This window comes from Teichococcus deserti, from assembly GCF_001982615.1.
Lineage (GTDB): Bacteria > Pseudomonadota > Alphaproteobacteria > Acetobacterales > Acetobacteraceae > Pseudoroseomonas > Pseudoroseomonas deserti.
Map to the genome: position 1 here is coordinate 23,994 of NZ_MLCO01000021.1, position 23,960 is coordinate 47,953.

At 71.9% G+C, this 23,960-nt stretch carries 25 protein-coding genes; 19 read left to right on the forward strand and 6 right to left on the reverse strand.

Features of this window, described 5'->3' with window-relative positions:
* Positions 1-48: 48 nt before the first annotated feature.
* From BKE38_RS03380 to BKE38_RS03425, 10 genes are all read left to right on the forward strand, one after another.
* Positions 49-768, forward strand: a complete 720-nt coding sequence (locus BKE38_RS03380) for a GntR family transcriptional regulator (protein WP_076955960.1) — start codon at positions 49-51, stop codon at positions 766-768.
* Complete coding sequence (gene acnA, locus BKE38_RS03385) at positions 765-3,404, forward strand: aconitate hydratase AcnA (RefSeq protein ID WP_076955961.1); 2,640 nt, start codon at positions 765-767, stop codon at positions 3,402-3,404. Before BKE38_RS03380 ends, acnA begins: the two co-directional genes overlap by 4 nt.
* Positions 3,401-4,552: a 2-methylaconitate cis-trans isomerase PrpF family protein gene (locus BKE38_RS03390; protein WP_076955962.1), complete on the forward strand. Its 1,152-nt coding sequence runs from the start codon at positions 3,401-3,403 to the stop codon at positions 4,550-4,552. Before acnA ends, BKE38_RS03390 begins: the two co-directional genes overlap by 4 nt.
* Positions 4,553-4,626: 74 nt before the next feature.
* Positions 4,627-5,580, forward strand: coding sequence for a tripartite tricarboxylate transporter substrate binding protein (locus BKE38_RS03395; protein ID WP_076955963.1), 954 nt, complete (start codon positions 4,627-4,629; stop codon positions 5,578-5,580).
* 13 nt (positions 5,581-5,593) lie between these two features.
* On the forward strand, positions 5,594-6,550 hold the full coding sequence (locus BKE38_RS03400) for a tripartite tricarboxylate transporter substrate-binding protein (RefSeq protein ID WP_076955964.1): 957 nt from the start codon (positions 5,594-5,596) through the stop codon (positions 6,548-6,550).
* 51 nt (positions 6,551-6,601) lie between these two features.
* Positions 6,602-7,729: an aminotransferase class V-fold PLP-dependent enzyme gene (locus BKE38_RS03405; RefSeq protein WP_076955965.1), complete on the forward strand. Its 1,128-nt coding sequence runs from the start codon at positions 6,602-6,604 to the stop codon at positions 7,727-7,729.
* A 162-nt stretch (positions 7,730-7,891) separates the two neighbouring features.
* On the forward strand, positions 7,892-8,914 hold the full coding sequence (locus BKE38_RS03410; RefSeq protein WP_076955966.1) for an amino acid ABC transporter substrate-binding protein: 1,023 nt from the start codon (positions 7,892-7,894) through the stop codon (positions 8,912-8,914).
* Positions 8,915-9,061: 147 nt separating this feature from the next.
* Positions 9,062-10,090 (forward strand): histone deacetylase family protein, encoded by a 1,029-nt coding sequence (locus BKE38_RS03415; protein WP_076955967.1) that lies wholly within the window; start codon positions 9,062-9,064, stop codon positions 10,088-10,090.
* Positions 10,087-10,722, forward strand: coding sequence for a TetR/AcrR family transcriptional regulator (locus BKE38_RS03420; protein ID WP_076955968.1), 636 nt, complete (start codon positions 10,087-10,089; stop codon positions 10,720-10,722). Before BKE38_RS03415 ends, BKE38_RS03420 begins: the two co-directional genes overlap by 4 nt.
* Positions 10,719-11,642 (forward strand): aminotransferase class IV, encoded by a 924-nt coding sequence (locus tag BKE38_RS03425; protein ID WP_076955969.1) that lies wholly within the window; start codon positions 10,719-10,721, stop codon positions 11,640-11,642. Before BKE38_RS03420 ends, BKE38_RS03425 begins: the two co-directional genes overlap by 4 nt.
* Positions 11,643-11,646: 4 nt before the next feature.
* Here BKE38_RS03425 and BKE38_RS03430 read toward each other — a convergent pair whose 3' ends face one another.
* Positions 11,647-12,456, reverse strand: a complete 810-nt coding sequence (locus BKE38_RS03430; RefSeq protein WP_076955970.1) for a nitroreductase family protein — start codon at positions 12,454-12,456, stop codon at positions 11,647-11,649.
* 148 nt (positions 12,457-12,604) lie between these two features.
* Here BKE38_RS03430 and BKE38_RS03435 point away from each other — a divergent pair, with 148 nt between their 5' ends.
* Positions 12,605-13,051 carry an OsmC family protein gene (locus BKE38_RS03435; protein WP_420014293.1) on the forward strand — a complete coding sequence of 149 codons (447 nt, stop codon included), beginning with the start codon at positions 12,605-12,607 and terminating at the stop codon, positions 13,049-13,051.
* Here the strand turns inward: BKE38_RS03435 and BKE38_RS03440 are convergent.
* Positions 13,048-13,701 carry an NUDIX hydrolase gene (locus BKE38_RS03440; RefSeq protein ID WP_076955972.1) on the reverse strand — a complete coding sequence of 218 codons (654 nt, stop codon included), beginning with the start codon at positions 13,699-13,701 and terminating at the stop codon, positions 13,048-13,050. The genes BKE38_RS03435 and BKE38_RS03440 overlap by 4 nt on opposite strands.
* Positions 13,702-13,801: 100 nt before the next feature.
* Here BKE38_RS03440 and BKE38_RS03445 point away from each other — a divergent pair, with 100 nt between their 5' ends.
* From BKE38_RS03445 to BKE38_RS03455, 3 genes are read left to right on the forward strand one after another with little or no spacing between them, the layout of a single operon-like run.
* Positions 13,802-14,785, forward strand: coding sequence for a J domain-containing protein (locus BKE38_RS03445; RefSeq protein WP_076955973.1), 984 nt, complete (start codon positions 13,802-13,804; stop codon positions 14,783-14,785).
* A gap of 17 nt (positions 14,786-14,802) precedes the next feature.
* Entirely contained in the window at positions 14,803-15,732 is a 930-nt protein-coding gene (locus tag BKE38_RS03450; protein ID WP_076955974.1) for a hypothetical protein, read from the forward strand.
* Entirely contained in the window at positions 15,729-16,952 is a 1,224-nt protein-coding gene (locus BKE38_RS03455; protein WP_076955975.1) for an adenylosuccinate synthetase, read from the forward strand. Before BKE38_RS03450 ends, BKE38_RS03455 begins: the two co-directional genes overlap by 4 nt.
* Before the next feature lie 4 nt (positions 16,953-16,956).
* On the opposite strand, the gene BKE38_RS03460 is transcribed toward BKE38_RS03455, so the two are convergent.
* Together BKE38_RS03460 and BKE38_RS03465 are read right to left on the reverse strand one after the other, a co-directional pair.
* Positions 16,957-17,955 (reverse strand): Bug family tripartite tricarboxylate transporter substrate binding protein, encoded by a 999-nt coding sequence (locus tag BKE38_RS03460; protein WP_076955976.1) that lies wholly within the window; start codon positions 17,953-17,955, stop codon positions 16,957-16,959.
* Positions 17,956-17,988: 33 nt separating this feature from the next.
* Positions 17,989-18,468 carry a type II 3-dehydroquinate dehydratase gene (locus BKE38_RS03465; RefSeq protein WP_076955977.1) on the reverse strand — a complete coding sequence of 160 codons (480 nt, stop codon included), beginning with the start codon at positions 18,466-18,468 and terminating at the stop codon, positions 17,989-17,991.
* A gap of 131 nt (positions 18,469-18,599) precedes the next feature.
* Between BKE38_RS03465 and BKE38_RS03470 the strand changes: the two genes are divergently transcribed.
* Genes BKE38_RS03470 through BKE38_RS03480 form a run of 3 tightly spaced genes read left to right on the forward strand, consistent with a single transcriptional unit; the run spans position 18,600 to position 20,632 of the window.
* Positions 18,600-19,310 (forward strand): GntR family transcriptional regulator, encoded by a 711-nt coding sequence (locus BKE38_RS03470; protein WP_076955999.1) that lies wholly within the window; start codon positions 18,600-18,602, stop codon positions 19,308-19,310.
* A 52-nt stretch (positions 19,311-19,362) separates the two neighbouring features.
* Positions 19,363-19,698: a DMT family transporter gene (locus tag BKE38_RS03475; protein ID WP_076955978.1), complete on the forward strand. Its 336-nt coding sequence runs from the start codon at positions 19,363-19,365 to the stop codon at positions 19,696-19,698.
* A 43-nt stretch (positions 19,699-19,741) separates the two neighbouring features.
* Positions 19,742-20,632 (forward strand): alpha/beta fold hydrolase, encoded by an 891-nt coding sequence (locus BKE38_RS03480; RefSeq protein ID WP_076955979.1) that lies wholly within the window; start codon positions 19,742-19,744, stop codon positions 20,630-20,632.
* On the opposite strand, the gene BKE38_RS03485 is transcribed toward BKE38_RS03480, so the two are convergent.
* Together BKE38_RS03485 and BKE38_RS03490 are read right to left on the reverse strand one after the other, a co-directional pair.
* Positions 20,629-20,952, reverse strand: a complete 324-nt coding sequence (locus BKE38_RS03485) for a hypothetical protein (protein WP_076955980.1) — start codon at positions 20,950-20,952, stop codon at positions 20,629-20,631. The genes BKE38_RS03480 and BKE38_RS03485 overlap by 4 nt on opposite strands.
* Before the next feature lie 110 nt (positions 20,953-21,062).
* Positions 21,063-22,466: an amidase gene (locus BKE38_RS03490; protein WP_076955981.1), complete on the reverse strand. Its 1,404-nt coding sequence runs from the start codon at positions 22,464-22,466 to the stop codon at positions 21,063-21,065.
* 188 nt (positions 22,467-22,654) lie between these two features.
* On the opposite strand from BKE38_RS03490, the gene BKE38_RS03495 reads away from it, so the two are divergent.
* A complete protein-coding gene (locus tag BKE38_RS03495; RefSeq protein WP_076955982.1) occupies positions 22,655-23,197 on the forward strand; it encodes an antitoxin Xre-like helix-turn-helix domain-containing protein in 543 nt (180 codons plus the stop codon).
* Between the two features lie 10 nt (positions 23,198-23,207).
* Positions 23,208-23,891 carry an RES family NAD+ phosphorylase gene (locus BKE38_RS03500; RefSeq protein WP_076955983.1) on the forward strand — a complete coding sequence of 228 codons (684 nt, stop codon included), beginning with the start codon at positions 23,208-23,210 and terminating at the stop codon, positions 23,889-23,891.
* The last annotated feature ends 69 nt before the right edge of the window (positions 23,892-23,960 follow it).

The following is a 23,960-nucleotide window of genomic DNA, read 5'->3' on the forward strand; positions in this document are numbered from 1 at the left end:
CAGATTCCTGCTGGACGCGCCGCGTTTCCGGGCATAGCCTCTCGGTCAATGGAGGAAATTGTCGACATCGACCCGGAGGCCGAAGCAGCCCGGGCGGATGGCGCGCTCGCCCAGTCGCTGTTCCAGCGGCTCAGCGAGGCGATCATCCAGGGCGAGATCCCGCTCGGCGCCAAGCTGAGCGAGCCGGTCCTCGCCCGCCAGTTCGGCGTCAGTCGGGCGCCGCTGCGCGAGGCGCTGAACCGGCTGCAGGAACGCCGCCTGGTGCAGCGCGCGCCGCGTCTCGGCGCCCGCGTCGTCAGCCTCTCGGCCGCCACCTTCCGCGAGATCTACGGCGTGCGCGAAGCCCTCGAAGGTTTCGCGGCGCGCGCCGCCGCGATCGCGATGGGCGCGGATGACCTCGACCGCCTGCGCGCCATCCTGTCGCTGCAGGAAGAAGCCCTGGCGCGCGGCGGCGACGACGCGCCCAACGCCCTGGGCGGCGAGGATCGCGATTTCCACGCCGTCATCGCCCGTGCCTCCGGCAATGCGCTGCTGACCGGTCTCTTGTGCGGCGACCTCTACCAGCAGCTGCGTCTCTACCGCTCGCAACTGAAGAAAGTGCCGGGCCGCGGCGCGCGGGCGGTGCTGGAGCATCGCCGCATCCTCGACGCCATCGCCGAGCGCGATGCCGAGATGGCCGAATGGCAGATGCGCCGCCACGTCACCGCCTCCTATGCGGCGCTTGCCCCGCTGCTCGGCCCCCCTGCTTCCGAGGATCCCTGCGCATGACCCGCTTCCGCACGATGCGCCTTGCCGGCGTCGAGCATGACGGCATCGACCTGCCCGGGATCGCCGGCGCGGAGCGGCTGGCGCGGCTGCCCTACAGCCTGCGCGTGCTGCTGGAGAACCTGCTGCGCCACCAGGACGAGGACACCGTGCGGCAGGCCGACATCGACGCGCTGCTCGCCGCGGCCGAGGGCGAGGCGCGCCCCGGCGACGTCGCCTTCCGCCCCGCCCGCGTGCTGATGCAGGACTTCACGGGTGTCCCCGGCATGGTGGACCTCGCCGCCATGCGCGATGCCGTGGCTGCCCGTGGCGGCGATGCGCGGCGGGTCAATCCGATGATCCCGGTCGACCTGATCGTCGACCATTCGCTGATCGTCGACTGCGCCGGCACGCCCGACGCCATGGCGCGCAACGTCGCCCATGAATACCGCCGCAATGCCGAGCGCTATTCCTTCCTGCGCTGGGCGCAAACGGCCTTCGGCAATTTCCGCGTGGCGCCGCCGGGAGGCGGCATCCTGCACCAGGTCAATCTGGAGCATGTCGCCAATGTCGTCGTCAGCCGCGAGGAGGGGGGGCGCCGCATCGCCTATCCCGACACGCTGGTCGGCACCGACAGCCACACCACCATGATCAACGCGCTGGGCGTGCTGGGCTGGGGCGTCGGCGGCATCGAGGCCGAGGCCGCCATGCTCGGGCAGCCGCTGGTCTTCCGCCTGCCGGAGGTCGTCGGCGTCCGCCTGACCGGTCGCCTGCCGGTCGGCGCGACGGCCACCGACCTGGTGCTGACCCTGACGCAACGCCTGCGCGCGCTGGGCGTCGTGGAAAAATTCGTCGAGTTCACCGGCCCGGCGCTGGATGGCGCGCTGACCTTGGCCGACCGCGCGACCATCGCCAATATGGCGCCGGAATACGGCTCCACCTGCGGCTTCTTCCCGGTCGACCGCGCGACGCTGGACTATCTGGCGGCGACCGGCCGCGACGCCGCGCACTGCGCGCTGGTCGAAGACTATTGCCGCGCCCAGGCGATGTTCCGCGAGGCCGGAGCGCCGGAGCCGGTTTTCTCCCAGCTGGTCGAGTTCGACCTGGGCGCGGTAGAGCCCTCGGTCGCCGGCCCGCGCCGCCCGCAGGACCGGCTGGCACTGGCAGACATCCCTGGCAGCCTGGAGGCCTTCGCCAAAAGGCCATTGCAGGGCTGGGAGGATGGCTTCGGCGACGGCGCCGTGGTAATCGCCGCCATCACCTCCTGCACCAACACCTCCAACCCGGCGCTGATGCTGGGGGCGGGGCTGCTGGCCCGGAAGGCGGTGGCGCGGGGCCTGCGCGTGCCGGGCTGGGTCAAGGCCTCGCTGACGCCGGGCTCGCGGGTGGTGGCGCGCTACCTGGAGAAGACCGGGCTGCAGGACAGCCTGGACGCGCTGGGCTTCCACCTGACCGGCTTCGGCTGCGGCACCTGCGGCGGCAATTCCGGCCCGCTGGAAGAGGCCGTCGCGGCCCGCATCAAGGAACGCGACCTGATCGGCTGCGCCGTGCTCTCCGGCAACCGCAATTTTGAGGGCCGCATCCATCCGCTGGCCCGCGCCGGCTATCTGATGTCGCCGCCGCTGGTGGTGGCGCTCGCCTTGGCCGGCCGCGTCTCCCTCGACCTGACGCGCGATCCGATCGGCACTGGCAGCGATGGCGCGCCGGTCTTCCTGTCGGATCTCTGGCCCTCGGCCGAAGAGGTCGCGGCGCTGATGCAGGATGCGGTCACGCCCGAGCTCTACCGCCAGGAATACGCGCCCCTGTTCGAAGCCGATGATGACTGGCGGGCCCTGGCGGCACCGGAAGACATCCGTTTCGACTGGCAGCCGGGCAGCACCTATATCCGCCGCCCGCCCTATTTCGACGCGCTGGAGGCCGGCGATCCGCCGCCGCCCTCGCTGCACGGCGCGCGCCTGCTGCTGCTGCTGGGCGACAGCATCACGACCGACCATATCTCGCCGGTCAGCGCCATTCCGCCGCAATCGCCCGCCGGCGGCTTCCTCGCCGCGCATCAGGTGCCGCCCGCCGAGTTCAACGCCTATGGCGCCCGCCGCGCCAACCACGAGGTGATGATGCGCGGCACCTTCGCCAATATCCGCCTGCGCAACGAGATGGTCCCTGGCACCGAAGGCGGGCTGACGCGCCACCAGCCCAGCGGCGAGGTGCTGAGCATCTTCGACGCCGCCGCCCGCTACCGCGCCGAAGGTGTTCCCCTCGTCGTGGTGGCGGGGCGCGAATACGGCACCGGATCGTCCCGCGACTGGGCGGCAAAGGGGCCGCGGCTGCTCGGCGTCGCCGCGGTCATCGCCGAGAGCTTCGAGCGCATCCACCGCGCCAACCTGGTCGCCATGGGCATCCTGCCGCTGGAATTCACCGGCGGCGCGACGCGGCTGACGCTCGGCCTCGATGGCAGCGAGCGCTTCGACATCGAGTCGCTGGACAGCCAGGCCGGACCCGGCGCCCTTCTGCGCGCGACGCTGCATCGCGACGGCGCGCCACCGGAGATCGTGCCGCTGCGCTGCCGGCTGGACAGCGCCTATGATGCGCGGATCTGGCGGGCCGGCGGCATCCTGCCGTTCATGCTGCGCGCCCTGGCCGCCGAAGGGGACGCCGCATGACCCGGCTGCACCGCCTGCCCGCCGTCTATATGCGCGGCGGCACCAGCCGCGCGCTGTTCTTCCACCAGCACCACCTGCCGGCAGCGCGGGCCGAGTGGGATCCGATCTTCCTGGCCGCGCTGGGCAGCCCCGATCCGAACGGCCGCCAGCTCGACGGCATGGGCGGCGGCATCTCCTCGCTGTCGAAGATCGCGGTGATCGGCCCGCCGACGCGCGCCGATGCCGATCTGGATTACACCTTCGCGCAGGTCCAGGTGGACACGCCGGTCGTCGGATACCGCGGCAACTGCGGCAATATCTCCTCGGCCGTCGGCCCCTTCGCGGTGGAAGAGGGGCTGATCGCGCCGCAGGGCGAGGAGGCGGTGGTGCGCATCCACAACACCAACACGGCGAAGATCATCGAGGCCCGCTTCCCGCTGCGCCACGGCCTGCCCGCCGTCGAGGGCGATTTCCTGTTGCAGGGCGTGGCGGGCCGGGCGGCGCCGATCCGCCTGGCCTTCCTGTCGCCCGGCGGCGCGGCCACCGGCAGGCTGCTGCCGACCGGCCGCGCGCTGGACCGGCTCGAGGTGCCGGGGCTCGGTGCGATCGAGGCCTCGCTGGTCGATGCTGCCAACCCGGTGGTCTTCGTCGCCGCCGCGGCGCTGGGCTTCACCGGCACCGAATCGCCTTCGGCCCTGTCCGATCCAGCCCATATCGCGACATTTGAAAGGATCCGGGTGGCGGCGGCGGTCGCGATGGGCCTGGTCGCCACGCCCGAGCAGGCGCAGACAACGTTGAAAAATCTGCCGCAGGTGGCGCTGCTTTCGGCGCCGCGCGATGCGCCGGCCGCGGATGGCAGCACGCTCGCGGCGGACGACATGGACCTGCTGGTGCGCATGATCTCCGCCGGCCAGCCGCACAAGGCGACGCCCCTGACCGGCGCCATGTGCCTGGCCGTCGCCGCGCGCATCCCCGGCAGCCTGGCCGAGGCCTTGGCCCGTCGCCGTGGGCCACAGGACGATCTCCGTGTTGCCCATCCCTCGGGCATCCTGCCGGTGGCCGCCCGCACCCGGCTCGAGGACGGCGCGCTGATCGCCGAGGAAGCGGTGGTCTATCGCACCGCGCGTCGCCTGATGGAGGGCCGGGTGCTCTATCCCGGCCCGGACTGACCCGTCGCAGCAAGCAGTCCCCTGAGGCCGGCGCCAGACCGGCCGGGGCACGTCCAGTGAGGAACCCCGTCCCCATGCATCGTCGCAGCCTGCTGGCGGCCGCCGCCGCCCTGCCGTTCCTCTCCGCCGCCCGGGCGGCGGAGCCCCTGCCGAGCCTGAATTTCCTGGTCCCCGCAGCCCCCGGCGGCGGCTGGGACGGGCTGGGCCGCGCCATCGAGCAGGTGGGCGTCGCCGCCGGCCTGGTCGCCCGCTGCCAGTTCGAGAACCTGCCCGGCGGCTCCGGCACGGTCGGGCTGGCGCGCTTCGTCACCACCCGCCGCGGCAAGCCCGACAGTCTTTTCGTCGCCGGCGCCAGCCTGGTCGGCGCCGCCATCGCCAGCAGGTCGCCGGTCAGCCTGAAGGACGTCGTTCCTGTCGCACGCCTGACGGAGGAGGCCGCGGTCATCGTCGTGCCTGCCAGCAGCGAGTTCCGCGACATCCGCCACTTCGCCGAGGCGCTGAAATCCGAGCCGCGCGGCATCCCCATCGCCGGCGCGGGCGGCGGCACGGTGGACCATGTGGTGCTGTGCCGGCTGATGACCGTGCTCGGCCGCAAGCCGCTGGAGGCGCAGTTCGTCTCCTTCCCCGGCGGCGGCGCCACGCAATCCGCGGTGATCGGCGCGCAGGTGAAGGCGGCCGTCGCCGGCTGGGGCGAATTCTCCGAGCAGGTCGCCGCCGGCCGCGTCCGGGCGCTGGCCACCAGCGGCGAGCGCCGCCTGCACCCGGACGTGCCGACGCTGAAGGAAAGCGGCTACGACGTCACCACCACCAATTGGCGGGGTCTCTTTGCGGCACCCCAGGTCAGCGGCACGCCGCTGCGCGCGCTCACGGATTTCGCGACATCGCTGCAGGCGACGCCAGCCTGGAAGGAGCTGCTGCAGAAGCGCGGCTGGGATGATGCCTTCCTGACCGGTGACGACTTCCAGACATTCGTGGCGCGCGACCAGGCGGAGACGGAAGCCGTGCTGCGCGAGCTCGGACTGGCCTGAGGGGAGCGCCGTCATGACCATCTCCCGCCGCTTGCTGCTGGCAACGCCGCTGCTGGCCACCCCCGCACTGGCCCAGCGCCCCTGGCCGGACGGCCCGATCCGGCTGGTCGCACCCTTCCCGCCAGGGGGTAGCGCTGATCTTCTCTGCCGCCTGCTGCAGAATCCACTGCAGGCGGCGCTGGGCGTGCCGATTGTCGTCGAGAACAAGCCGGGCGCCAGCGGCGCGCTCGGCACCGCCAGCGTCGCCCGCGCGGCGCCCGACGGGCAGAGTTTTGTTCTCGTCTTCGACACGCATGTGGTCAATCCGGCGCTGAACCCGCAGCTCGGCTTCGAGGCCAGGGACCTGCGCGGCGTCATGCTGGTGGCCACCGCGCCGATGCTGGTGGCGACGGCCAATGCCAAGCCCTATCGCAGCCTGGCCGATGTGCTGGCGGCGGCGAGGGCGAAGCCGGAGACCGTCAGCTACGGCACCATCGGCATCGGCAGCCTGGCGCATCTGACCATGGAGCGGCTGCAGGACGTGACGAAGACGAAGCTGATCCATGTCCCCTATCGCGGCGGCGGGCCGATGAGTGCCGCGGCCACGGCCGGCGAGGTCGACATGGCGGTGGCCAGCGTCGTCGGCCTGGGCGGCCAGGTCGGCACCACGCTGCGCGCCCTGGCGCAGACCGGCGAGACGCGCTCGCCCCTGCGCCCCGACATCCCGACCCTGATCGAGGGCGGCGTCGCCGGCGTCTCCGCCAAGGCCTTCTGGGGGTTCATGGCGCCGGCCGGCATCGCGGCGCCGGTGCTGGGGCGTTTCCAGGCGGCCCTGGCCGAGGCGCTGCGCCAGCCCGCGGTGCGCCAGCCGCTGGAAGGGCAGGGGGTCGATGTCATCGGCTCCACCCCGGACGAGTTCGACCGTTTCCTGGTCGAGCAGGCGGCGATCTGGACCGGCGTGGTGCGGGACAAGAAGATCTCGGCGCATTGACGCCGGGCTCCGGGCGGGCCCAGGCTGCCGGGGCGCGACAGGAGCCCGCCCATGACGCCGATCTTCGACCCTGCCGAGTTCGAGATGCCGCCGGGCGTCGCCCATCTCTGCGCCGGCGGCGAGACCCCGCTGCTGCGCCGCCATGCCGATGCCTATGCGCGCTATGCCCGCGACAAGGCCGCCGGCATGCCCGGCCGCAGCGCGCAGGAGGCGGTGGTGGAGCGGGTGCGCGCCCGCATGGCGGCGCTGTGGCAGGTCGAGGCCGGCGATATCGGTTTCGTCTCCAGCGTCGCCGAGGGTGTTTCCCTCCTGGCCGAAAGCCTGGCCTTCCGGCCCGGCGACAACATCGTGCTCGACGTGAAGGAATACCCTTCGGTCGCGGCACCCTTCGCCATGAAGCGCGGTGGCCCGGCGCTGCGCATCGCCGAAGGCCAGGCGGCCGGCCGGCTGGAAGCCCTGGTGGATGAGCGCACCCGGGTGATCGCCGTCAGCGCCGTCTCCTATCTGAATGGCGAGCGCTTCGACCTGGCGCCGCTGCGCGCCCTTGCCGACCGGGTCGGCGCGCTGCTGGTGGTCGATTTCACGCAAGCGGCGGGCTACCTCCGCATTGAGGCCGGCATCGCCGATTTCGCCTTCGCCGCCAGCTACAAATGGCTGCTGGGGGTGACCGGCGTCGCCACCGCCTATTGGAACCGGGCGCGGCAGCCGGGCTGGACGCCGGGCAGCGCGGGATGGCATTCGCTCGACAGCATGGCGCGGCCGGATTACGCCGGTCCGCTGGCGCTGCGGCCCGACGCGCTGCGCTTCACCCGCGGCAATCCGGCGCATCTGCCGCTCTATATCCTGGACGGCGCGCTGGACTATCTGGCGCAGCACGACGCGGCGGCGCTGGAGGCACATGTGCTGGGTCTGACCGCCGCGCTGCGCCAGGGGCTGGCGGCGGCCGGCATCGCCAGCACCACCCCGGCCGAGCCGTCGCGCCAGGCCGCCAGCGTCACCGTCGACACCGCCGGCAGCGAGGCGCTGGTCGCAGCCCTCGAAGACCGCGGCGTCATGGCCTGGGGCGGGCGCGGGCGGATCCGGTTCAGCTTCCACGGCTATAACGGCGCTGAGGATCTCGACCGGCTGCTGCAGGACTTTCCGCGACTCTGGCGGGAGTCCCAGCGCGCCGCGGCATGATCCCCGCCGTCCGTGGGTGATTCCCTGGGCAGCAGGGAAGAAACTGCACAAGCCGTCGCCAGGGTCCGGTCTGGCGGCGGCATTTCGCCCGCTGGCGCGGCTTGCGGCGGCGGCGCGCGGCATCGGAAGCTCGCGGCCTGGCCACCTGATCAGGAGACCGCCGTGTTCCGACCTTTCGCTGCGCTGCTCGGCGCCTTTGCCACGCTGGGCCTTGCCGCCACCGCCCAGGCGCAGCCCACCGCCGACACGGTCGCCGCCATCCGCGCCCGCGGAGAGCTGGTCTGCGGCGTCACCGGCGTCACCGCCGGCTTCAGCCTGCCCGACAGCCAGGGCGTGATGCGCGGGCTGGATGCCGATGGCTGCCGCCAGGTCGCCGCCGCCATCCTGGGCGACGGCAACAAGGTGCGCTTCGTGCTGACCACCTCGCAGAACCGCTTCCCGGCGCTGCAATCCGGCGAGGTCGACATGCTGGTGCGCAACACCACCTGGACCCTGGGGCGCGAGGCGGCGCTGGGGCTCGAATTCGCCTCCATCAACTTCTATGACGGCACCGGCTTCATGGTGAAGAAGTCGCTCGGCGTCACCTCGGCCAGGCAGCTCGACGGCGCCTCGGTCTGCGTGCAGCCGGGCAGCACCACCGAGCTCAACCTGACCGACTATTTCCGCGCCAACAAGCTGCGGCTGAACCCGCTGGTCATCGAGAATCTCGAAGAACTGCGCGCCGCCTTCATCAGCGGCCGCTGCGACGTCTTCACCACCGACGCCTCGTCGCTGGCCGCCTTCCGCTTCTCGCAGGGCGCCAATGCCGACCAGTACCTGCTGCTGCCCGAGATCATCTCGAAGGAACCGCTGGGGGCCGCCGTGCGCAAGGGCGACTGGCGCTTCTTCGACATCGTCCGCTGGGCGCATTTCGCCGGGCTGACCGCCGAGGAGATGGGCATCACCCAGGCCAATGTCATGAGCTTCGCCGACAACCAGAACCCCGACGTGCAGCGCTTCATGGGCCGCAGCGGCGACCTGGGGAAGATGCTGGGCCTGTCGCCGGACTGGGCGGTGAACGTCATCAAGTCGGTCGGCAATTTCGGCGAGATGTGGGAGCGCAGCATCACCCCGCTCGGCGTGCAGCGCGGCATCAACAACCTCTGGACCAAGGGTGGCCTGCAATACGCGCCGCCGATGCGCTGATCACCGTCGCCCGGCGAAGGGCCCTGGGGAACCAGGGCCCTTTTTTTGTGCTTGGCCGGGAGCCGAATGGATTCGGCCTGGATTCCGCTTGACCAGCGCGACGGTGCCATGGGACGGTCCAAAACCGGAAGAAAATCGGGATTTGGCATGAAGGTCCTGTTCAGCCCGCGCCACGCCCTGCATGCGCCGAAGCGGGTGATGCGGCTGGGCGCCTTCTCCGCCGGGCGCGACGTGCCGGAACGCGCCGAGCAGCTGCTGGCCACCGTCCGCGCCGGCGGCCATGTCATCGTCGAGGCTGCCGAGCATGGCCGCGCGCCCGTCGCCGCCGTGCACACGCCGGAATATCTCGACTTCCTCGAGACGGCGCATCGCGAATGGACGGCCCTGCCTGGCGCGTCCGAAGAGGTGCTGCCCTCGCATTTCCCGGTGCGCGGCATGGTGGGCGGCTATCCGCGCTCGGTGGTCGGGCGTGCCGGCTACCATATGCATGACCAGCTGGCGCCGATCGGGCCGGGCACCTTCGACGCCGCCCTCGCCTCGGCCAATCTGGCGGCGGATGCGGCGGCGCGGCTGCTGGCCGGCGAGCGCGTCCTCTATGCCCTGTGCCGCCCCTCCGGCCACCATGCCTATGCCGATATGGGCGGCGGCGCCACCTATCTGAACAATGCCGCCATCGCCGCGCAATTCCTGCGGCAGCGGATGCGGCGCGTGGCAGTGATCGACATCGATGTCCACCACGGCAACGGCACCCAGGGCATTTTCTACGGCCGCGACGATGTTCTCTTTGTCTCGCTGCATCGCGACCCGGTCGACTACCATCCCTATACCGTCGGCTATGCGCATGAGCGCGGCGAAGGGGTGGGGCTCGGCTACAACCTTAACCTGCCGCTGCCGGCCATGGCGCAGGATGCGGCCTATCTGGACGCGCTGCAGATCGCCTGCCGCCGCATCGAAAGCTTCGTGCCCGAGGCGCTGGTGGTCTCGCTTGGCTTCGACGCGCATGCCGAAGACCCCAGCCAGGGGCTGGCGCTCAGCTTCGACGCGTATCGCGCCATCGGCGAGAGGCTGGCGCGGCTCGGCCTGCCGACGGCGCTGATCCAGGAGGGCGGCTATGCCGTCGGCAATCTCGGCCGCTGCCTGACCGAATTTTTCTCGGGTTTCGAGGGCGCGGCATGAGCGCGACGCAGCGCCAGGCGCGCGGGCTGGCGCGGCTCGAGGTCATTCTCGACGCCGGCGACGCGGTGATCCAGCGCCGCGCCAGCACCGAGCTCAGCCTGCAGGAGGTCGCCGCCGAGGCCGGGCTGCCGGTCGCCTCGGTCTATCACTATTTCCAGGGCAGCCAGGCGCTGCTGCTGGCGCTGGCGCAGCGCTACATGCAGGGCTTCGAGGCGCTGGCCGAAAGCCCTGTCAAAGCCGCGAAGATCGGCAGCTGGATGGACCTGTTGCGGCTGCATGCCGAGCGGTCGCTGGCCTTCTACCGCGCGCATCCTGTGGCGATGCGGCTGCTGCTCGGCCCCGAAAGCGGCTGGCAGATCCGCGCCGCGGACCTCGCCGCCAACCGCCGCATCGGCGCCATCCAGTATCGCCGCTTGCGGTCCTTCTTCCACGTCGCCGAGAGCGAGACGCTGGAGCGCGCCTTCACCACCTCGGTCACCATCGGCGATGCCGTCTGGGCGCTGGGCTTCGCCGAGGAGGGCGATGTCTCCGCCGCGCGGGCGGAAGAGTCGCTGCGGGCGCGGCTGGCCTATCTGCGCCTGTATCTCGGCGAGATCATCGAGAAACGCGAAACCCCCGGAGCGGAAGCATGAGCGCGAACCCCTTTGCCGAAGGTGCGGCCTATGTGAAGGGCCGCTTCGTGCCCTTCGCCGAGGCCAGCATTCCCGTCACCGACTGGGGCTTCACCCGGTCGGATGCGGTCTATGACGTCGTCCATGTCTTCCAGGGCGGCTTTTTCCGACTGGACGACCACCTCGACCGGTTTGCGCGGGCGATGGAGCGCCGGCGCCTGGCGCCGCCGGAAGACCGCGCGGCGATCGAGGCGGTGCTGCATCGCTGCGTCGCGCTGTCCGGGCTGCAGGATGCCTATGTCGCGATGGTGGCCAGCCGCGGCAAGCCGAAGGTGGCGGGCTCGCGCCGGCCGGCGGATTGCGAGAACCACCTGATCGCCTATGCCATCCCCTGGATCGACGTGATCCCCAAGGATGTGCAGGAGCGCGGCGCGCATCTCTGGCTGGCCTCGACGCCGCGGGTGCCGGATGCCTCGGTCGATCCGACGGTGAAGAACTACCAGTGGAGCGACCTGACCTCGGGGCTGATGGAGGCGCATGACGAAGGCTACGACACCGCCGTGCTCTGCGACGCCGCCGGCTATGTCACCGAGGGTCCGGGCTTCAACATCTTCATGGTGAAGGATGGCCGCGTGCTGACGCCGGATCGTGGCAGCCTGCAGGGGATCACCCGGCGCTCGGTGCTAGAGCTGTGCGAGCAGCTCGGCATCCCGGCCGAGGTCGCGCCGATCACCCGCGCCGAGTTCGAAGACGCCGACGAGATCTTCGCCGCGACCACCGCGGGCGGGGTGATGCCGGTGTCGCGGCTGGGCAAGCGGATCATGGGCAATGACCGGCCCGGCCCGCTGTCGCTGCAGCTGAAAGACACCTATTGGCGCCGCCATGCCGAGGGGTGGCACCGGACGCCGGTGCGGCCCCTGGAAGACATGGCGGCAGAGTAAGGCTTTACTTCAGCCCGAAGCCCAGCGCGGTCAGCGCCGCGCGCATGCGGTCACGGCCCGACAGCGCGGCCGCATCGGCCAGGCGGGTCAGCATGCGGGGCAGCCAGGGCTGGCTGCCCTGGCCGACGCGCTGGGAAAAGTCTTCCATGGCGGCGTCGTAGCGGGCGACGGCCTGGGGATCGACGGGGGTGGCGCGGTAGGTCTCGTGGTGCAGCACCACGGATTGCGGCAGGCGCGGCTTGACGGCGCTGTGCGGACCTTCGACGGGCCAGCCGATGCCCATGCCGAAGAGGCCCATGGCGCCGGGGGGCAGGTTCAGCTCCTGCGCCACGGACTCGGGGTGGTTGCGCAGGGCGCCGATGTAGCAGGCGCCGAGGCCCAGGGCCTCGAGGGCGACCGTGGCGTTCTGCGCGGCCAGCGCGGCGTCGATGGCGGCGACCATGAAGGATTCGAGGTAGTCGAGGCCGGTCAGGTCGCGGCCTTGCCCGGCACCCAGGGCGCGGTTGCGCGACAGGTCGGCGACCCAGACGAGGAAGAGCGGCGCCTCGGCGACGAAGCCCTGGCCGGCGGCGAGGGATGCCAGGCGGGCGCGGCGGGCCGGGTCGGTGACGGCGATGACGCTCCAGCTCTGCAGGTTGGAGGAGGTGGCGGCGGATTGCGCCGCGGCCACCAGTGTTTCTGTCAGGCCGGGTGGCAGTGGGCGCGTGGTGTCGAAGCGTCGGACGCTGCGGTGTTGCAACAGGGCGTCGATGATGGGGTGGTGCAGGATGGCGTCGGGCGCGTCGCCGGTCGCGTAGCGTTGCTCGAGGGACATGGGCAGCGGGTCTCCGTTTCGCGCCGCAGGCTAAGCGCAGGTCTGGCCAAGGCCAATGGAAAGAAAGAAAAGAAGGGGGTCTGGGGGAATTCATTCCCCCGGCGCTTCCTTGAGGTGGGCGATGGCCGGCAAGCAGCATCGATATCGGGTGGCCGTCCGTTGGACCGGCAATCTGGGCGAGGGCACCGCGACGCATCGCGGCTACAGCCGGTCGCATCTGATCTCGGCGGAGGGCAAGCCCGATGTCCCGGGTTCTTCCGACCCGTCCTTCCGCGGCGACCCGTCGCGCTGGAATCCGGAGGAGCTGTTGCTGGCCGCCGTCGCCGCCTGCCACAAGCTTTGGTATCTGGGGCTTTGCGCCTCGGCCGGGGTGGTGGTGACGGCGTATGAGGACGCTGCCGAGGGCGAGATGCTGGAGGAGGCGGATGGCGCCGGCCAGTTCACCGGCATCACGCTGCGGCCACGGGTGACGCTGGCGCCGGGCAGCGACATCGCGAAGGCCGAGGCGCTGCACGATGCGGCGCATGCCAAATGCTTCATCGCGCGGTCGGTGAACTTCCCGATCCACCATGCCGCCGAGACGGTCGCCGGCTAGATCGTCCGGTCGAATTCCCGCGCCGCGTCGGGCGCCAGGGCGAAGAGCCGGGCCGGGCGATGCGCGCCGGCGCGGCGCTCGCCGACGGGGATGATGATGCGCTGCTCCTCGATCTTGCGCCGGAAGGAGGCGGGGTCGAGGCGGGCGCCCAGCACCTGCTCATAGACGCGGTGCAGCTCGGCCAGGGTGAACTGGGCGGGCAGCAGGAAGGCGGGCAGGGCGGAATAGCTGGCCTTGTTGCGCAGCCGGCGGACGGCGGCGGCGACGATCTCGGCATGGTCGAAGGGCAGCGGCGGCAGGGCGTCGACGGGGGCCAGGCGCAGGGCCGGGCCGGGGGCCAGCTCATCAAGGTTCAGCACCGACAGGAACGCCACGCTGATCGACCAGCCGCGCGGGTCGCGGGTGGCGCCGCCGAAGCTCGCCAGCTGCTCCAGGCTGCGCGGCGCCATGCCCAGCTTGTCGCGCAGCACGCGGCGGGCGGCGGGTTCCAGCCCGGCATCTTCTTCCGTCCGGACATAGCCGCCGGGCAGCGCCGGCTGGCCGAGCGCGGGCTCGGCCACGCGCGGGGCGAGGGCGACCTGCAGGCGGCCCTCGGCGAGGGTCAGCAGCACGATGTCCACGGTTGCGATCGGGGTCGGGTGCTCTGCCATTTTTCTGTTCATAGGCCATCGGCGGGACGCTGACCACACGGTTTGGTGTTTTGTGCACTTTACAATTAACTACCATAAAGGTGGCCAGGAGGATCAAGCCATGCCTGCCTCACCCACCGCTTCCGCGCTTCTGGCCGTGCCCCTGGAGGATGCGGCCCGCCTCTTCCCCGGCGATGCCGCTGCGGTGCGGGCCGGCTACCACCGGCTGGCCATCCAGTGGCATCCCGACCATTGCCAGGCGCCGATGGCGGATGCGGTGTTCAGCCACCTGACCCGGCTGCGCGACGCGGCGCTGCGCGGGCTGGCCGATGCGGCGCCGGAGGTGCTGCCGGGCGGCCGCCGCTTCCAGCCGCGCCGGCGCCATGCCATCGAGACCGGCACGCTGCTGGTCGGCGACGCGGCCTGGGCGTGGGTGATCGAGCCCGGCCAGGCCGACCTGGCGCGCAATGCCGCGGCGCGGATCGCGGGGCTGCGCTTCGCCGATGCCGCCATGCGCGCCCAGATGGCGCCGCTGCTGCCGCAGGTTCTTTCGATGGACGAGGGCATCGAGGGCACCGCCCTGCTGATGCGCCGCGAACCAACCGACATCCTGCTGCGCGATACGGTGGAGGCGGCGGGGGGCGCGCTGGGGCCGCGGCATGTCGCCTGGATTTGCAGCGGGCTGCTGCATCTGGCCTGCTTCCTGGCGGTCAACCGCCTGGTGCATGGCGATATCGGGCCTGAAAGCGTCTGCATCGCCCCGGAAAGCCACCGCGTCGGCCTGCCCGGCGGCTGGTGGTATGCGACGCCCGAGGGCGCGCCGATGCCGGCCCTGCCGCTGCGCAGCGTCGATGTCGCGCCGGCCGCGCTGCTGGATGACGGGCTGGCCGATCCGGCGCTGGACCAGGCGCTGATCCGCCGGACGGGGCGCGAGATCGCCGGGCCGCTGGCCGCGCTGCCGCCGCCGCTGGCCGACTGGCTCGGACAGGAACGATTTTCGGATGCCGTGACCGAGTACGGGCGCTGGCAGCAGGTGCTGGAGGCCAGCTTCGGCCCGCGCCGCTTCGCCGTGCTCGACCTCGATGCCCGCAGCATCTACCGCTGAAGGAAAGGAACAGAAAAATGGGACACGCCCGCTGGAGCCCGACCGACTGGGCCAGCTATGCCAGAAGCAGCGCCGGCAAGAGCCGCGCCGAGCTGTTCGACGCCCGCCGCATCGACCCGGCGCTGGACCCCAAGGGGGTGGCGCTGCGCGAGGCCCGGGATTCGGCGCATAACCCGAATTCCACCGGCATCGTCATCGGCCTGGACGTCACCGGGTCGATGGGGATGATCGCCGACGCCCTGGCCCGGCATGGGCTGGGGACCCTGGTGGAGGAGGTGCTGGCGCGCAAGCCGGTGCCCGATCCGCAGGTGATGGTGATGGGTATCGGCGACGCCTTCTGCGACCAGGCGCCGCTGCAGGTGACGCAGTTCGAGGCCGATATCCGCATCGCCCAGCAGCTGCAGGCGCTGTGGCTGGAGCATGGTGGCGGCGGCAATGACTCGGAGAGCTACCAGCTGCCCTGGTACTTCGCCGCGCGCCACACGGCGATGGACTGCTTCGAGAAGCGCGGCCGCAAAGGCTATCTGTTCACCGTGGGCGACGAGATGCCGCCGCCCGTCCTGCTGCCCGAGCAGATCGCGCGGATCACCGGCGACGGGGAGGAGCGTCCGCTGTCCCCCGAGGCGCTGCTCGCCGAAGTCGAAAAGAAATTCCATGTGTTCCACCTGATCGTCGAGGAGGGCAGCTATGCCCGCGGCAACCTCGACCGGGTGGTGCCGGCCTGGCAGCGGCTGCTGGGGCAGAAGGCGCTGCGGCTGGCCGACCACACCAAGCTGGCCGAGGTGGTGGTCTCCGCCATCCAGGTGACCGAGGGCGTCGATGCCGGCACGGTCACCGGCAGCTGGGAGGGCAAGACCGCCGCGGTGGTCAGCCGGGCGCTGGGCGCGCTGGTGCCCGAGGCGCCGCGGCGCGGGCTGTTCCGCTTCGGCTTCGGGAGGCGGGCATGAGCATCGCCGAGGCCGTCATCGGCGCCGGCTATGGCGACGAGGGCAAGGGGCTGCTGACCGATGCCTTCTCCGCCCGCGCCGTCGCGACCGGGGCGCCGGTGCTGGTGCTCCGCTGCAATGGCGGGGCGCAGGCGGGGCATACGGTGGTGACGCCGGAAGGGGCGCGCCATGTCTTCAGCCATCTCGGCGCCGGCACGCTGGCGGGGGCCGCCACCTGGCTGGGGCCGGATTTCGTGGCCAATCCGGCGCTGTTCGTGCCGGAGCTGGCGGCGCTGCGCCGGATGGGCGCGTCGCCGCAGCTGCTGGCCGATCCCAGGGCCGCGCTGACCACGCCCTATGACATGCTGGTCAACCAGGCGCTGGAACAGGCGCGCGGCGCGGCGCGCCACGGCTCGGTCGGCGTCGGCGTCGGCGAGACCATCGAGCGGGGGCTGCTGCCGGCGTTCCGTTTGAACATCGGCGATCTGGCCGAGGGGCGCGACGCGCTGCGCGCCCGGCTGGAGACCATCCGCCGCGACTGGATGCCGCGGCGGCTGGCGGCGCTGGGGCTGGCGCCGGATGCGGATCTGGCGGCGCTGCTGAAGGATGACGCGCTGATCGAGGCCTTTTGCGACGATGCCTTCCAGCTCTGGGACAGCCTGGCGCTCTGCCCCGCCGCATCCTTGCCGGCCGGCCCGAAGATCTTCGAAGGCGCGCAGGGGCTTCTGCTGGATGCGGAGCGCGGCGCCTTCCCGCATGTGACGCGGTCACGCACCGGGCTGGAGGGAATCCTGCCGGTGCTGCGCGACGCGGGCATCACCCGGCTGCGCGTGACCTATGCGACGCGGGCCTATGTCACGCGGCATGGCGCCGGGCCGCTGGCGCATGAATTGTCCGGGCCGCCGGCGGCGGGCGTCGTCGACCGCACCAACCGGCCGCATCCTTTCCAGGGCAGCCTGCGCTTCGCCGCCCTGGACCTCGACATCCTGCGCGACGCCATCCGCGCCGACCTGGGCGACGCACCCGCCTGGCTGACCGTCGAGCCGGCGCTGGCGGTCACCTGTCTCGACCAGATGGAGGACGCCATCGGCGTCTTCGCCGGCGGCACGGAACGGCGGATCAGCCGGGAGGCGCTGCCGCAGGCCGCGGCCGCGCATTGCGGCTTGCCGCTGCGCGCCGTCGCCGCCGGCGACCGCCGCTCCGCGATCTTCTTCCACTCGCTGCCGGCGATGGCGGCGTGAGGCGCTATTCCGCCCGGATGTTGCGCTTGCGGATGAGCGCGCCCCAGCGCTCGCCCTCGGCGGCCAGATAGGCGGGGAAGGCCTCGGCGCTGCCGCCGATGACATCGATCGAGGCGGCGTCCAGCTTGCCGCGCACGCCCGGGTCCTTCAGCGCCGCGGCGGCGGCCTCGGACAGCCTCGCCACGATGGCCGGCGGCGTGCCGGCAGGCGCGAAGAAGCCGAAGTCGTTGGTGGCGTGGTAGCCGGCCAGCCCGCTTTCGGCCAGCGTCGGGACAGTCGGCGCCTTGGGGTCGCGGGCGCGGCTGGTCACCGCCAACCCGCGCAGCTCGCCCGAGGCCAGGTAGGGCAAAGCGGTGACGGAATCGACGAAGCCCATCGAGGTCTCCTTGGCGAGGATCGCCTGCAGCGCCAGCCCGCCGGAGCGGTAGGGCACGTGCAGCATCTCGATCCCCGCCATGTCCAGCATCAGCTCCGGCGCCAGCTGGCCGACGGTGCCGGCGCCGGGCGAGGCATAGGACAGTTTTGCGGGCTCCGCCTTGGCGGCCGCGACCAATCCAGCGAAATCGCGGATCGGGCTGGAGGACGGCACGCAGACGAACATGGCGTTGCTGGCCAGCAGCGAGATCGGCGCGAAGGCGTTCGCCGGGTCATAGGGCAGCGGGCTGAACAGGAAGGGGGCCAGGGCGAAGGTGCCGGTCGGCGCCACGTCCAGCGTGTAGCCGTCGGGCCGGGCGCGTGCCAGCGTCGCATGGCCGACCGTGCCGCTGCCGCCGGCGCGGTTCTCGACCACGAAGCTGCCGCCGAGGGACGCCGACAGCGCCTGGGCCAGCAACCGGGCCACGAAATCGGTGGAGCCGCCGGGGGCGAAGGGCACGATGACGGTGACCGCGCGGCTGGGATAGGGCGCTGCGGTCTGGGCCAGCGCCGGCAGGCTCAGCCCGGCGAGCGTTGCGCCCAGCAGCCCGCGCCGGCCGATGCCGTTCTGTTCCACGATGTTCTTCATTGGGACGTTCCTCGGGTGGACTTCGAAAAAGCCTCAGGCGTCGTCGAGAAGATCCAGCATCGCCCGGACCGCGGTGGCATAGCCGCGCGCGCCCAGACCGGCGATCACCGCCGTCGCCACGCCGGAGACCAGCGAATGCTGGTGCAGCGCGTCGCGGCGGTGGATGTTGGAGATATGCAGCTCGATGATCGGCTGCGGCACCATGCGCAGCGCGTCGACCAGCGGGATCGAGCGGAAGGACAGGCCGGCCGGGTTGATGATCAGCCCGTCGGCCGGGGCGTCGATCGCCTCGTGGATCCAGTCGATCAGCTGGCCTTCCCAATTGGTCTGGCGGAAGACCAGCGCGGCATCCCCGGCGGCGGCGCGGCACAGCGCCTCGACCTCGGCCAGCGTGGTGCGGCCGTAGATCTCGGGCTCGCGCTGCCCCAGCCGGTTCAGGTTGGGGCCGTTCAGGACATGGATGACGGGCAAGAGGCGGCTCCCTGGGCGCTGTTGGCCGCAAAGCTCGCTCATGACGGCATCAGAATCAACCGCCGAATCAGGAATTATCGGAGGATTCTTTGAAAACCGGATGATGACGCCGTCCTCTTGCGCCCCGCCGCGCCCGGTGCATGCTGGGTGCGCAGGCCGGGGAGGGCGCGGGCATGGACGAGCAGACCGTGGGGGAGGGCGCCTATCGCCGCATCCGCGCCGACATCCTCTTCGGCCGGCTGGCGCCCGGGCAGCGTCTGGGGCTGGACGCCATGCGCGAGCGCTACGGCGCCAGCGTCAGCACCTTGCGCGAACTGCTCAGCCGGCTGAGCTCCGAGGCGCTGGTGGTGGCCGAGGGCCAACGCGGCTTCGAGGTCGCCCCCGTTTCGGCCGCCGATTTCCGCGAGGTCGCCGCGCTGCGCCTGCTGCTGGAAGAGCACGCACTGAAGGAGAGCTTTTCAACCGGCCGGCTGGAATGGGAAGGCCGCGTCGTCGCCGCTCATCACAAGCTGGCGGCGCTGGAACGCGCGCTGCTGGCCGGCGACGCGGCGGAGCCGGCGCAGTGGAAGCGCTACGACTGGGAATTCCACCACGCGCTGATCTCGGCCTGCGGGTCGCAGGCGCTGCTGCAGGCGCATGCCGCGGTCTATGACCGCTACCTGCGCTACCAGATGGTCGCCGTCGTCTTCCGCGGCGCCATCGCGGCAGAGGAGCACCAGCGCCTGCTCGACCATGCCCTGGCCCGCGACGTGGGCGCGGCGCAGGCGGTGCTGCGCGCCCATGTCGATGGCTGCGTCGAACAGGTGCTGGCGGCCGGCCTGCTCGACCCCTTCACCCGCGCCCCCGCCGCCGAAAGCCCGCCCCGCCGCAAGCGCGCCGGCTGAGACGCAGCATCGTCGCTTGCCGCCCGCGCCGCGCTGCGGCAGAGGGGCGCGCATGAGCATTTCCTATCTCTGGCTCGCCATCGCCATCGTCGCCGAGGTGGCGGCGACCTCGGCGCTGAAGGCGGCCGACGGCTTCACCCGCCTGGTGCCCAGCCTGATCACCGTGGTGGGCTATGCCATCGCCTTCGTCTGCCTGTCGCTGACGCTGCGCACCATCCCGGTCGGCATCACCTATGCCATCTGGTCGGGGGTCGGCATCGTGCTGGTCTCGGCGGTGGCCTGGATCTGGTACCGGCAGAACCTGGACCTGCCGGCGCTGCTCGGCATGGGGCTGATCCTGGCGGGCGTGCTGGTGATCAATCTTTTCTCCCGCACCGCCGGGCATTGAGCGCGCTGCGCTATCCTCCCCGCCGACAAGGGGAGGGAAGCCGATGAAGACCATCGAGGCCGGCGCGCTGCAGGTCGCCTATGCCGAGCACGGATCGCCCGGGGGCTGGCCTGTGGTCCTGCTGCACGGCTTTCCCTATGACATCCGCGCCTATGACGCGGTGGCGCCGATCCTGGCCGAGGCCGGCGCCCGGGTGATCGTGCCCTATCTCCGTGGCTATGGACCGACGCGGTTCCGCGACGCGGCGACGCCGCGCTCCGGCCAGCAGGCAGCGCTGGCAGACGACCTGCGGGCGCTGCTGCAGGCGCTGGGCCTCGGGCTGGCGGTGCTGGCGGGCTATGACTGGGGCGGGCGCGCCGCCTGCATCGTCGCGGCCCTCTGGCCGGAGCGCGTCGCCGGGCTGGTCTCGCAGAACGGCTATAACATCCAGGATATATCATCCAGCCTGTCGCCGGCCGCGCCCGAGGCCGAGCTGCGCCACTGGTATCAGTATTACCTGCATGGCGAGCGCGGCGCCCGCGGGCTGGCGCAGAACCGCCGCGATTTCTGCCGGCTGCTGTGGCGGCTGTGGTCGCCGCCCTGGATGTTTTCCGACGACGATTTTGCGGCGACGGCGGCCAGCTTCGACAATCCCGACTTCGTCGCCGTGGTGCTGCATTCCTACCGCCACCGCTTCGGCCTGGTTGCCGGCGATCCGGCGCTGGAAGCGATCGAGCGGCAGCTCGCCGCGCAGCCGCCGATCGCCGTGCCCAGCATCACCCTGGACGGCGCGGCGGACGGGGTGATGGCGCCGGGCGGCACCGCGCGCCACGCCCGGCATTTCACCGGCCGCCATGCGCATCGCTGGATCGAGGGCGGCGGCCACAACCTGCCGCAGGAGAAGCCGGCCGACTTCGCGGCTGCCATCCTCGACGTTCAGGCCGGACGCGTCTAGCGCGGCGTCCGCCAGGACAGCATCATGCGCTGCAGCCGGGCGGCGGCGGCGACCGGGCAGGACAGCGTCGCCCGCGGCCGCTCCGGCAGGGTGGGACCAGGGCCGTAGAGGCCGAAGCCGACGCCGTCCTGCCATTCGACGGCCGGCGTCATGCCCTCGGCCGCCAGCTCGATCCACCACTGGCCGGCGTGGCCCGGCCCCTCGACCGCCAGCCGCAGCTCGGGGACACGTCGAAAAATCTCGGCGACGAAATCGACCAGGACCAGCGGGGCCTGGGCTTGCAGGGCGGGCAGGGTGGCTTCGGCGCCGTCGAAAGGCATGGCAGGCGGGTCCGGTTGGAGACGATCCGGACCTTGCCATGGGCTTCGGGCGCAAGATGGGCGCCCGATGCCGCAATTGTGACATATTCAGCGACGCTCAAGCTTTCTGGTCAGAAGCCGTCGAAGGCGGGGATCTGCCAGTCGCAGCTGGCCTCGTAGGCGCGGGCGGCGGCCAGCACGGCGGCCTCGGCGCGCTGCGGCCCGACGACCTGCAGCCCGATCGGCAGGCCGGCGGAGGACAGCCCGCAGGGGATCGAGGCGGCGGGCTGCGCCGTCAGGTTGAAGGGGAAGGTGAAGGGGGTCCAGTCCGCCCGCCACTCGCCGCCGCGGTCGTTCGGAAAGTCCAGCCCGACCGGGAAGGCGGTGCCCGGCATCGAGGGCAGCAGCAGGAGCGGATGTTTCTGGTGCAGCGCCCGCATCCGCGCGCCGAGCTCGCCGCGCGCCACATGCAGCGCCCGCGCATAATCCAGCGCCGACAGCCGCGTCCCGTCATCGGCGATGATCAGCAGCCCGGGATCGACCATCTCGCGCTGCTCCGCGGTCAAGGGCGCGACGGCGCTGGCGAGCGTCACCGACAGGATGCGGTAGTAGATGTCGGCGGCATCCGGCAGGTCGAGCTCGACCTCCTCCACGATGGCGCCCAGCTCGGCGAAGCGGCGGGCGGCGGCCTCGACGGCGGCGGCGACCTCGGGATCGACCGGCGCGCCGGAAATGGTGCGGGCGAAGGCGATGCGCTGCCCGGTGACGCCCGCCTCCAGCCCCGACAGCAGGTCCAGCCCGGGCTCCGGCAGCGCCATCCAGTCCCGGGCATCGTCGCCGGCGATGACCTGCAGCATCAGCGCCGCGTCGCGCACCGTCCGAGTCAGCGGCCCGGCGCCCGGCAGCGATCCGGCAAAGCCCTGCGGCGCGGCAGGCACGCGGCCATAGCCAGGCTTGATGCCGAAGACGCCGCAGAAGCTCGCCGGGATGCGGATCGAGCCGCCGCCGTCGCTGCCCAGATGCAGCGGCCCCATCGCCGCCGCCGCCGCCGCCCCGGCGCCGCAGCTGGACCCGCCGGTGGTCATCCCAGGGTTCCAGGGATTGCGGGTGATGCCGGTCAGCGGGCTGTCGCTGACGCCCTTATGGCCGAATTCGGTGGTGGTGGTCTTGCCCAGCAGCACGGCGCCGGCCTGGCGCAGCCGGGCGACGGGAGGCGCATCGACCGAGACATCCTGCTCGCGCGACACGGTCTTCGACCCCTTCATCGTCGGCCAGCCGCGGGTCAGGAAAAGATCCTTCACACTGGCGGGGACGCCATCCAGCGCGCCGCAGGGGGCGCCGCGCCGCCAGCGCGCCTCCGACTCGCGGGCGGCGGCCAGGGCGCTGGCCTCGTCGACCAGGCAGAAGGCGTTCAGCACCGGGTCCAGCGCGGCGATGCGGTCCAGGCAGGCGCGCGTCGCCTCCACCGGGGACAGGCTGCCGGCGCGATAGGCCTGCAGCAGGGCGGTGGCGGACAGGCGGAACAGCTCGGTCATCGGCTCTCTTTCGGGCAGCCCCGCTGGCGGCGGCAGGCGGGATCGGCGCCAAGCCTCGGGCCAGGCCGCGGCGCCGGTCAAGCCAGGGTCAAGCCATCCAGGGCCAGGTCCGAAAATCCTTGCATTTCCCCGGCCTCGTCCTGATATGGTCATCGTCCAGATCGGGTCGATTGCCCAGGAGGATCCGGATGAGCCATCTGACGCTGCTGCCGCCGCCGAGCCTGGTGCCGCCCGGCCTCGCCGCCGGCCCCGACCGGCTGGAGGCCGGCCGCTTCGCCCCGGCCGAGCGCCGCCGCCTGTCCGCCCCCGGGCTGCGCACCTTCCTGGCCATCGCCGACCTCTGGGGGCTGGACGAGACCGAGCGGCGCCTGGTGCTCGGCCTGCCGCCGCGCTCGACCTTCCAGAAATGGGCGCGCACGGCGCGGGAACATGGCGAGCTGACCCTCGACGTCGACGTGCTGCTGCGGATTTCCGCGGTGCTCGGCATCCACCAGGCGCTGGGCGTGCTGCATGCCGCCGAGCATGAGGGCCTCGCCTGGCTGCGCCGCCCGCATGCCGCGACCGTCTTCGGCGGCCGCCCGCCGATGGAATTGCTGACCGCCGGCACCCAGGACGCGTTGCTGACCTTGCGCCGCTATCTCGACGCCGCCCGCGGCGGTGTCTTCGCCGCCCCCGGCGCGGCCGACGACCGCGCGCCGCCGGCGACCGACGACGACCTGATCATCACGTGACCCTGGCCCGATGACCCTGCCTGCCGGCCGCTACGGCCCCGCGCCGCATCCGACGCACCGGCTGATCCCCTCGCAGTTCCCGCCGATCGGGCTGTTCGACACGGTGGCGACGGCGGCCGACGCGGCGGCGGTGATGGAGCTGGCCGGCTGGACCAACGACCGGCTGGTGGCCGACCGCCTGCGCCGCCTGCCCGAGGCCGAATGGGTCTATGGCCGCGCCAATGCCAGCGTCGTCATGGCCAGCTTTCTGCACGTCCCGCTGCAGGGCGCGCGCTTCAACGGCGCCGAGCTCGGCGCCTGGTATGCGGCGGCGAGCCTGGCCACCGCCGCCTTCGAGGTCGGCCACCATCTGCGGCGCGAGGCGGCGGCGACCGGCCTGCCGCGCCTCGCGCGCCGCTACCGCGACTATGCCGCCCGGCTGGCCGGCGACGGCTTCCTCGACCTGCGCGGCGCCCAGGCCGAATGGCCCGCAGTCTATCGCCGCGACAGCCATGCCGCCGGCCAGCGCCTGGGCGAGACGGTCCGCGCCGCGGGCGGCGACGGGGTTCTCTACGACAGCCTGCGCCATGCCGGCGGCGCCTGCATCGCCGCGCTGCGGCCGAGCCAGGTGCTGCAGGTGACCCAGGCCGACCACTGGGAGGTCACCGTCGAGCCCGGCTCGGCGAAGGTCCGGCTGCACCGCCTGGCCGCCTGATGGACGCGGGCCGGCGGATGCCCTAAGCGGCGCGCCCGGCGCCGCGGCGCGTTACACTGCCGCGCCACC

What these genes read in the sequence shown, in the direction of transcription:
- BKE38_RS03400 (WP_076955964.1), top strand. Translation starts at nt 5,594, where the DNA reads ATGACCATCTCCCGCCGCTTGCTGCTGGCAACGCCGCTGCTGGCCACC.
- BKE38_RS03420 (WP_076955968.1), top strand. Translation starts at nt 10,087, where the DNA reads ATGAGCGCGACGCAGCGCCAGGCGCGCGGGCTGGCGCGGCTCGAGGTC.
- BKE38_RS03390 (WP_076955962.1), top strand. Translation starts at nt 3,401, where the DNA reads ATGACCCGGCTGCACCGCCTGCCCGCCGTCTATATGCGCGGCGGCACC.
- BKE38_RS03480 (WP_076955979.1), top strand. Translation starts at nt 19,742, where the DNA reads ATGAAGACCATCGAGGCCGGCGCGCTGCAGGTCGCCTATGCCGAGCAC.
- BKE38_RS03460 (WP_076955976.1), bottom strand. Translation starts at nt 17,955, where the DNA reads ATGAAGAACATCGTGGAACAGAACGGCATCGGCCGGCGCGGGCTGCTG.
- BKE38_RS03430 (WP_076955970.1), bottom strand. Translation starts at nt 12,456, where the DNA reads ATGTCCCTCGAGCAACGCTACGCGACCGGCGACGCGCCCGACGCCATC.
- BKE38_RS03425 (WP_076955969.1), top strand. Translation starts at nt 10,719, where the DNA reads ATGAGCGCGAACCCCTTTGCCGAAGGTGCGGCCTATGTGAAGGGCCGC.
- BKE38_RS03500 (WP_076955983.1), top strand. Translation starts at nt 23,208, where the DNA reads ATGACCCTGCCTGCCGGCCGCTACGGCCCCGCGCCGCATCCGACGCAC.
- BKE38_RS03380 (WP_076955960.1), top strand. Translation starts at nt 49, where the DNA reads ATGGAGGAAATTGTCGACATCGACCCGGAGGCCGAAGCAGCCCGGGCG.
- BKE38_RS03455 (WP_076955975.1), top strand. Translation starts at nt 15,729, where the DNA reads ATGAGCATCGCCGAGGCCGTCATCGGCGCCGGCTATGGCGACGAGGGC.
- BKE38_RS03470 (WP_076955999.1), top strand. Translation starts at nt 18,600, where the DNA reads ATGGACGAGCAGACCGTGGGGGAGGGCGCCTATCGCCGCATCCGCGCC.
- BKE38_RS03450 (WP_076955974.1), top strand. Translation starts at nt 14,803, where the DNA reads ATGGGACACGCCCGCTGGAGCCCGACCGACTGGGCCAGCTATGCCAGA.
- BKE38_RS03445 (WP_076955973.1), top strand. Translation starts at nt 13,802, where the DNA reads ATGCCTGCCTCACCCACCGCTTCCGCGCTTCTGGCCGTGCCCCTGGAG.
- BKE38_RS03485 (WP_076955980.1), bottom strand. Translation starts at nt 20,952, where the DNA reads ATGCCTTTCGACGGCGCCGAAGCCACCCTGCCCGCCCTGCAAGCCCAG.
- BKE38_RS03395 (WP_076955963.1), top strand. Translation starts at nt 4,627, where the DNA reads ATGCATCGTCGCAGCCTGCTGGCGGCCGCCGCCGCCCTGCCGTTCCTC.
- BKE38_RS03440 (WP_076955972.1), bottom strand. Translation starts at nt 13,701, where the DNA reads ATGGCAGAGCACCCGACCCCGATCGCAACCGTGGACATCGTGCTGCTG.
- BKE38_RS03475 (WP_076955978.1), top strand. Translation starts at nt 19,363, where the DNA reads ATGAGCATTTCCTATCTCTGGCTCGCCATCGCCATCGTCGCCGAGGTG.
- BKE38_RS03465 (WP_076955977.1), bottom strand. Translation starts at nt 18,468, where the DNA reads ATGAGCGAGCTTTGCGGCCAACAGCGCCCAGGGAGCCGCCTCTTGCCC.
- BKE38_RS03415 (WP_076955967.1), top strand. Translation starts at nt 9,062, where the DNA reads ATGAAGGTCCTGTTCAGCCCGCGCCACGCCCTGCATGCGCCGAAGCGG.
- BKE38_RS03405 (WP_076955965.1), top strand. Translation starts at nt 6,602, where the DNA reads ATGACGCCGATCTTCGACCCTGCCGAGTTCGAGATGCCGCCGGGCGTC.
- acnA (WP_076955961.1), top strand. Translation starts at nt 765, where the DNA reads ATGACCCGCTTCCGCACGATGCGCCTTGCCGGCGTCGAGCATGACGGC.
- BKE38_RS03495 (WP_076955982.1), top strand. Translation starts at nt 22,655, where the DNA reads ATGAGCCATCTGACGCTGCTGCCGCCGCCGAGCCTGGTGCCGCCCGGC.
- BKE38_RS03490 (WP_076955981.1), bottom strand. Translation starts at nt 22,466, where the DNA reads ATGACCGAGCTGTTCCGCCTGTCCGCCACCGCCCTGCTGCAGGCCTAT.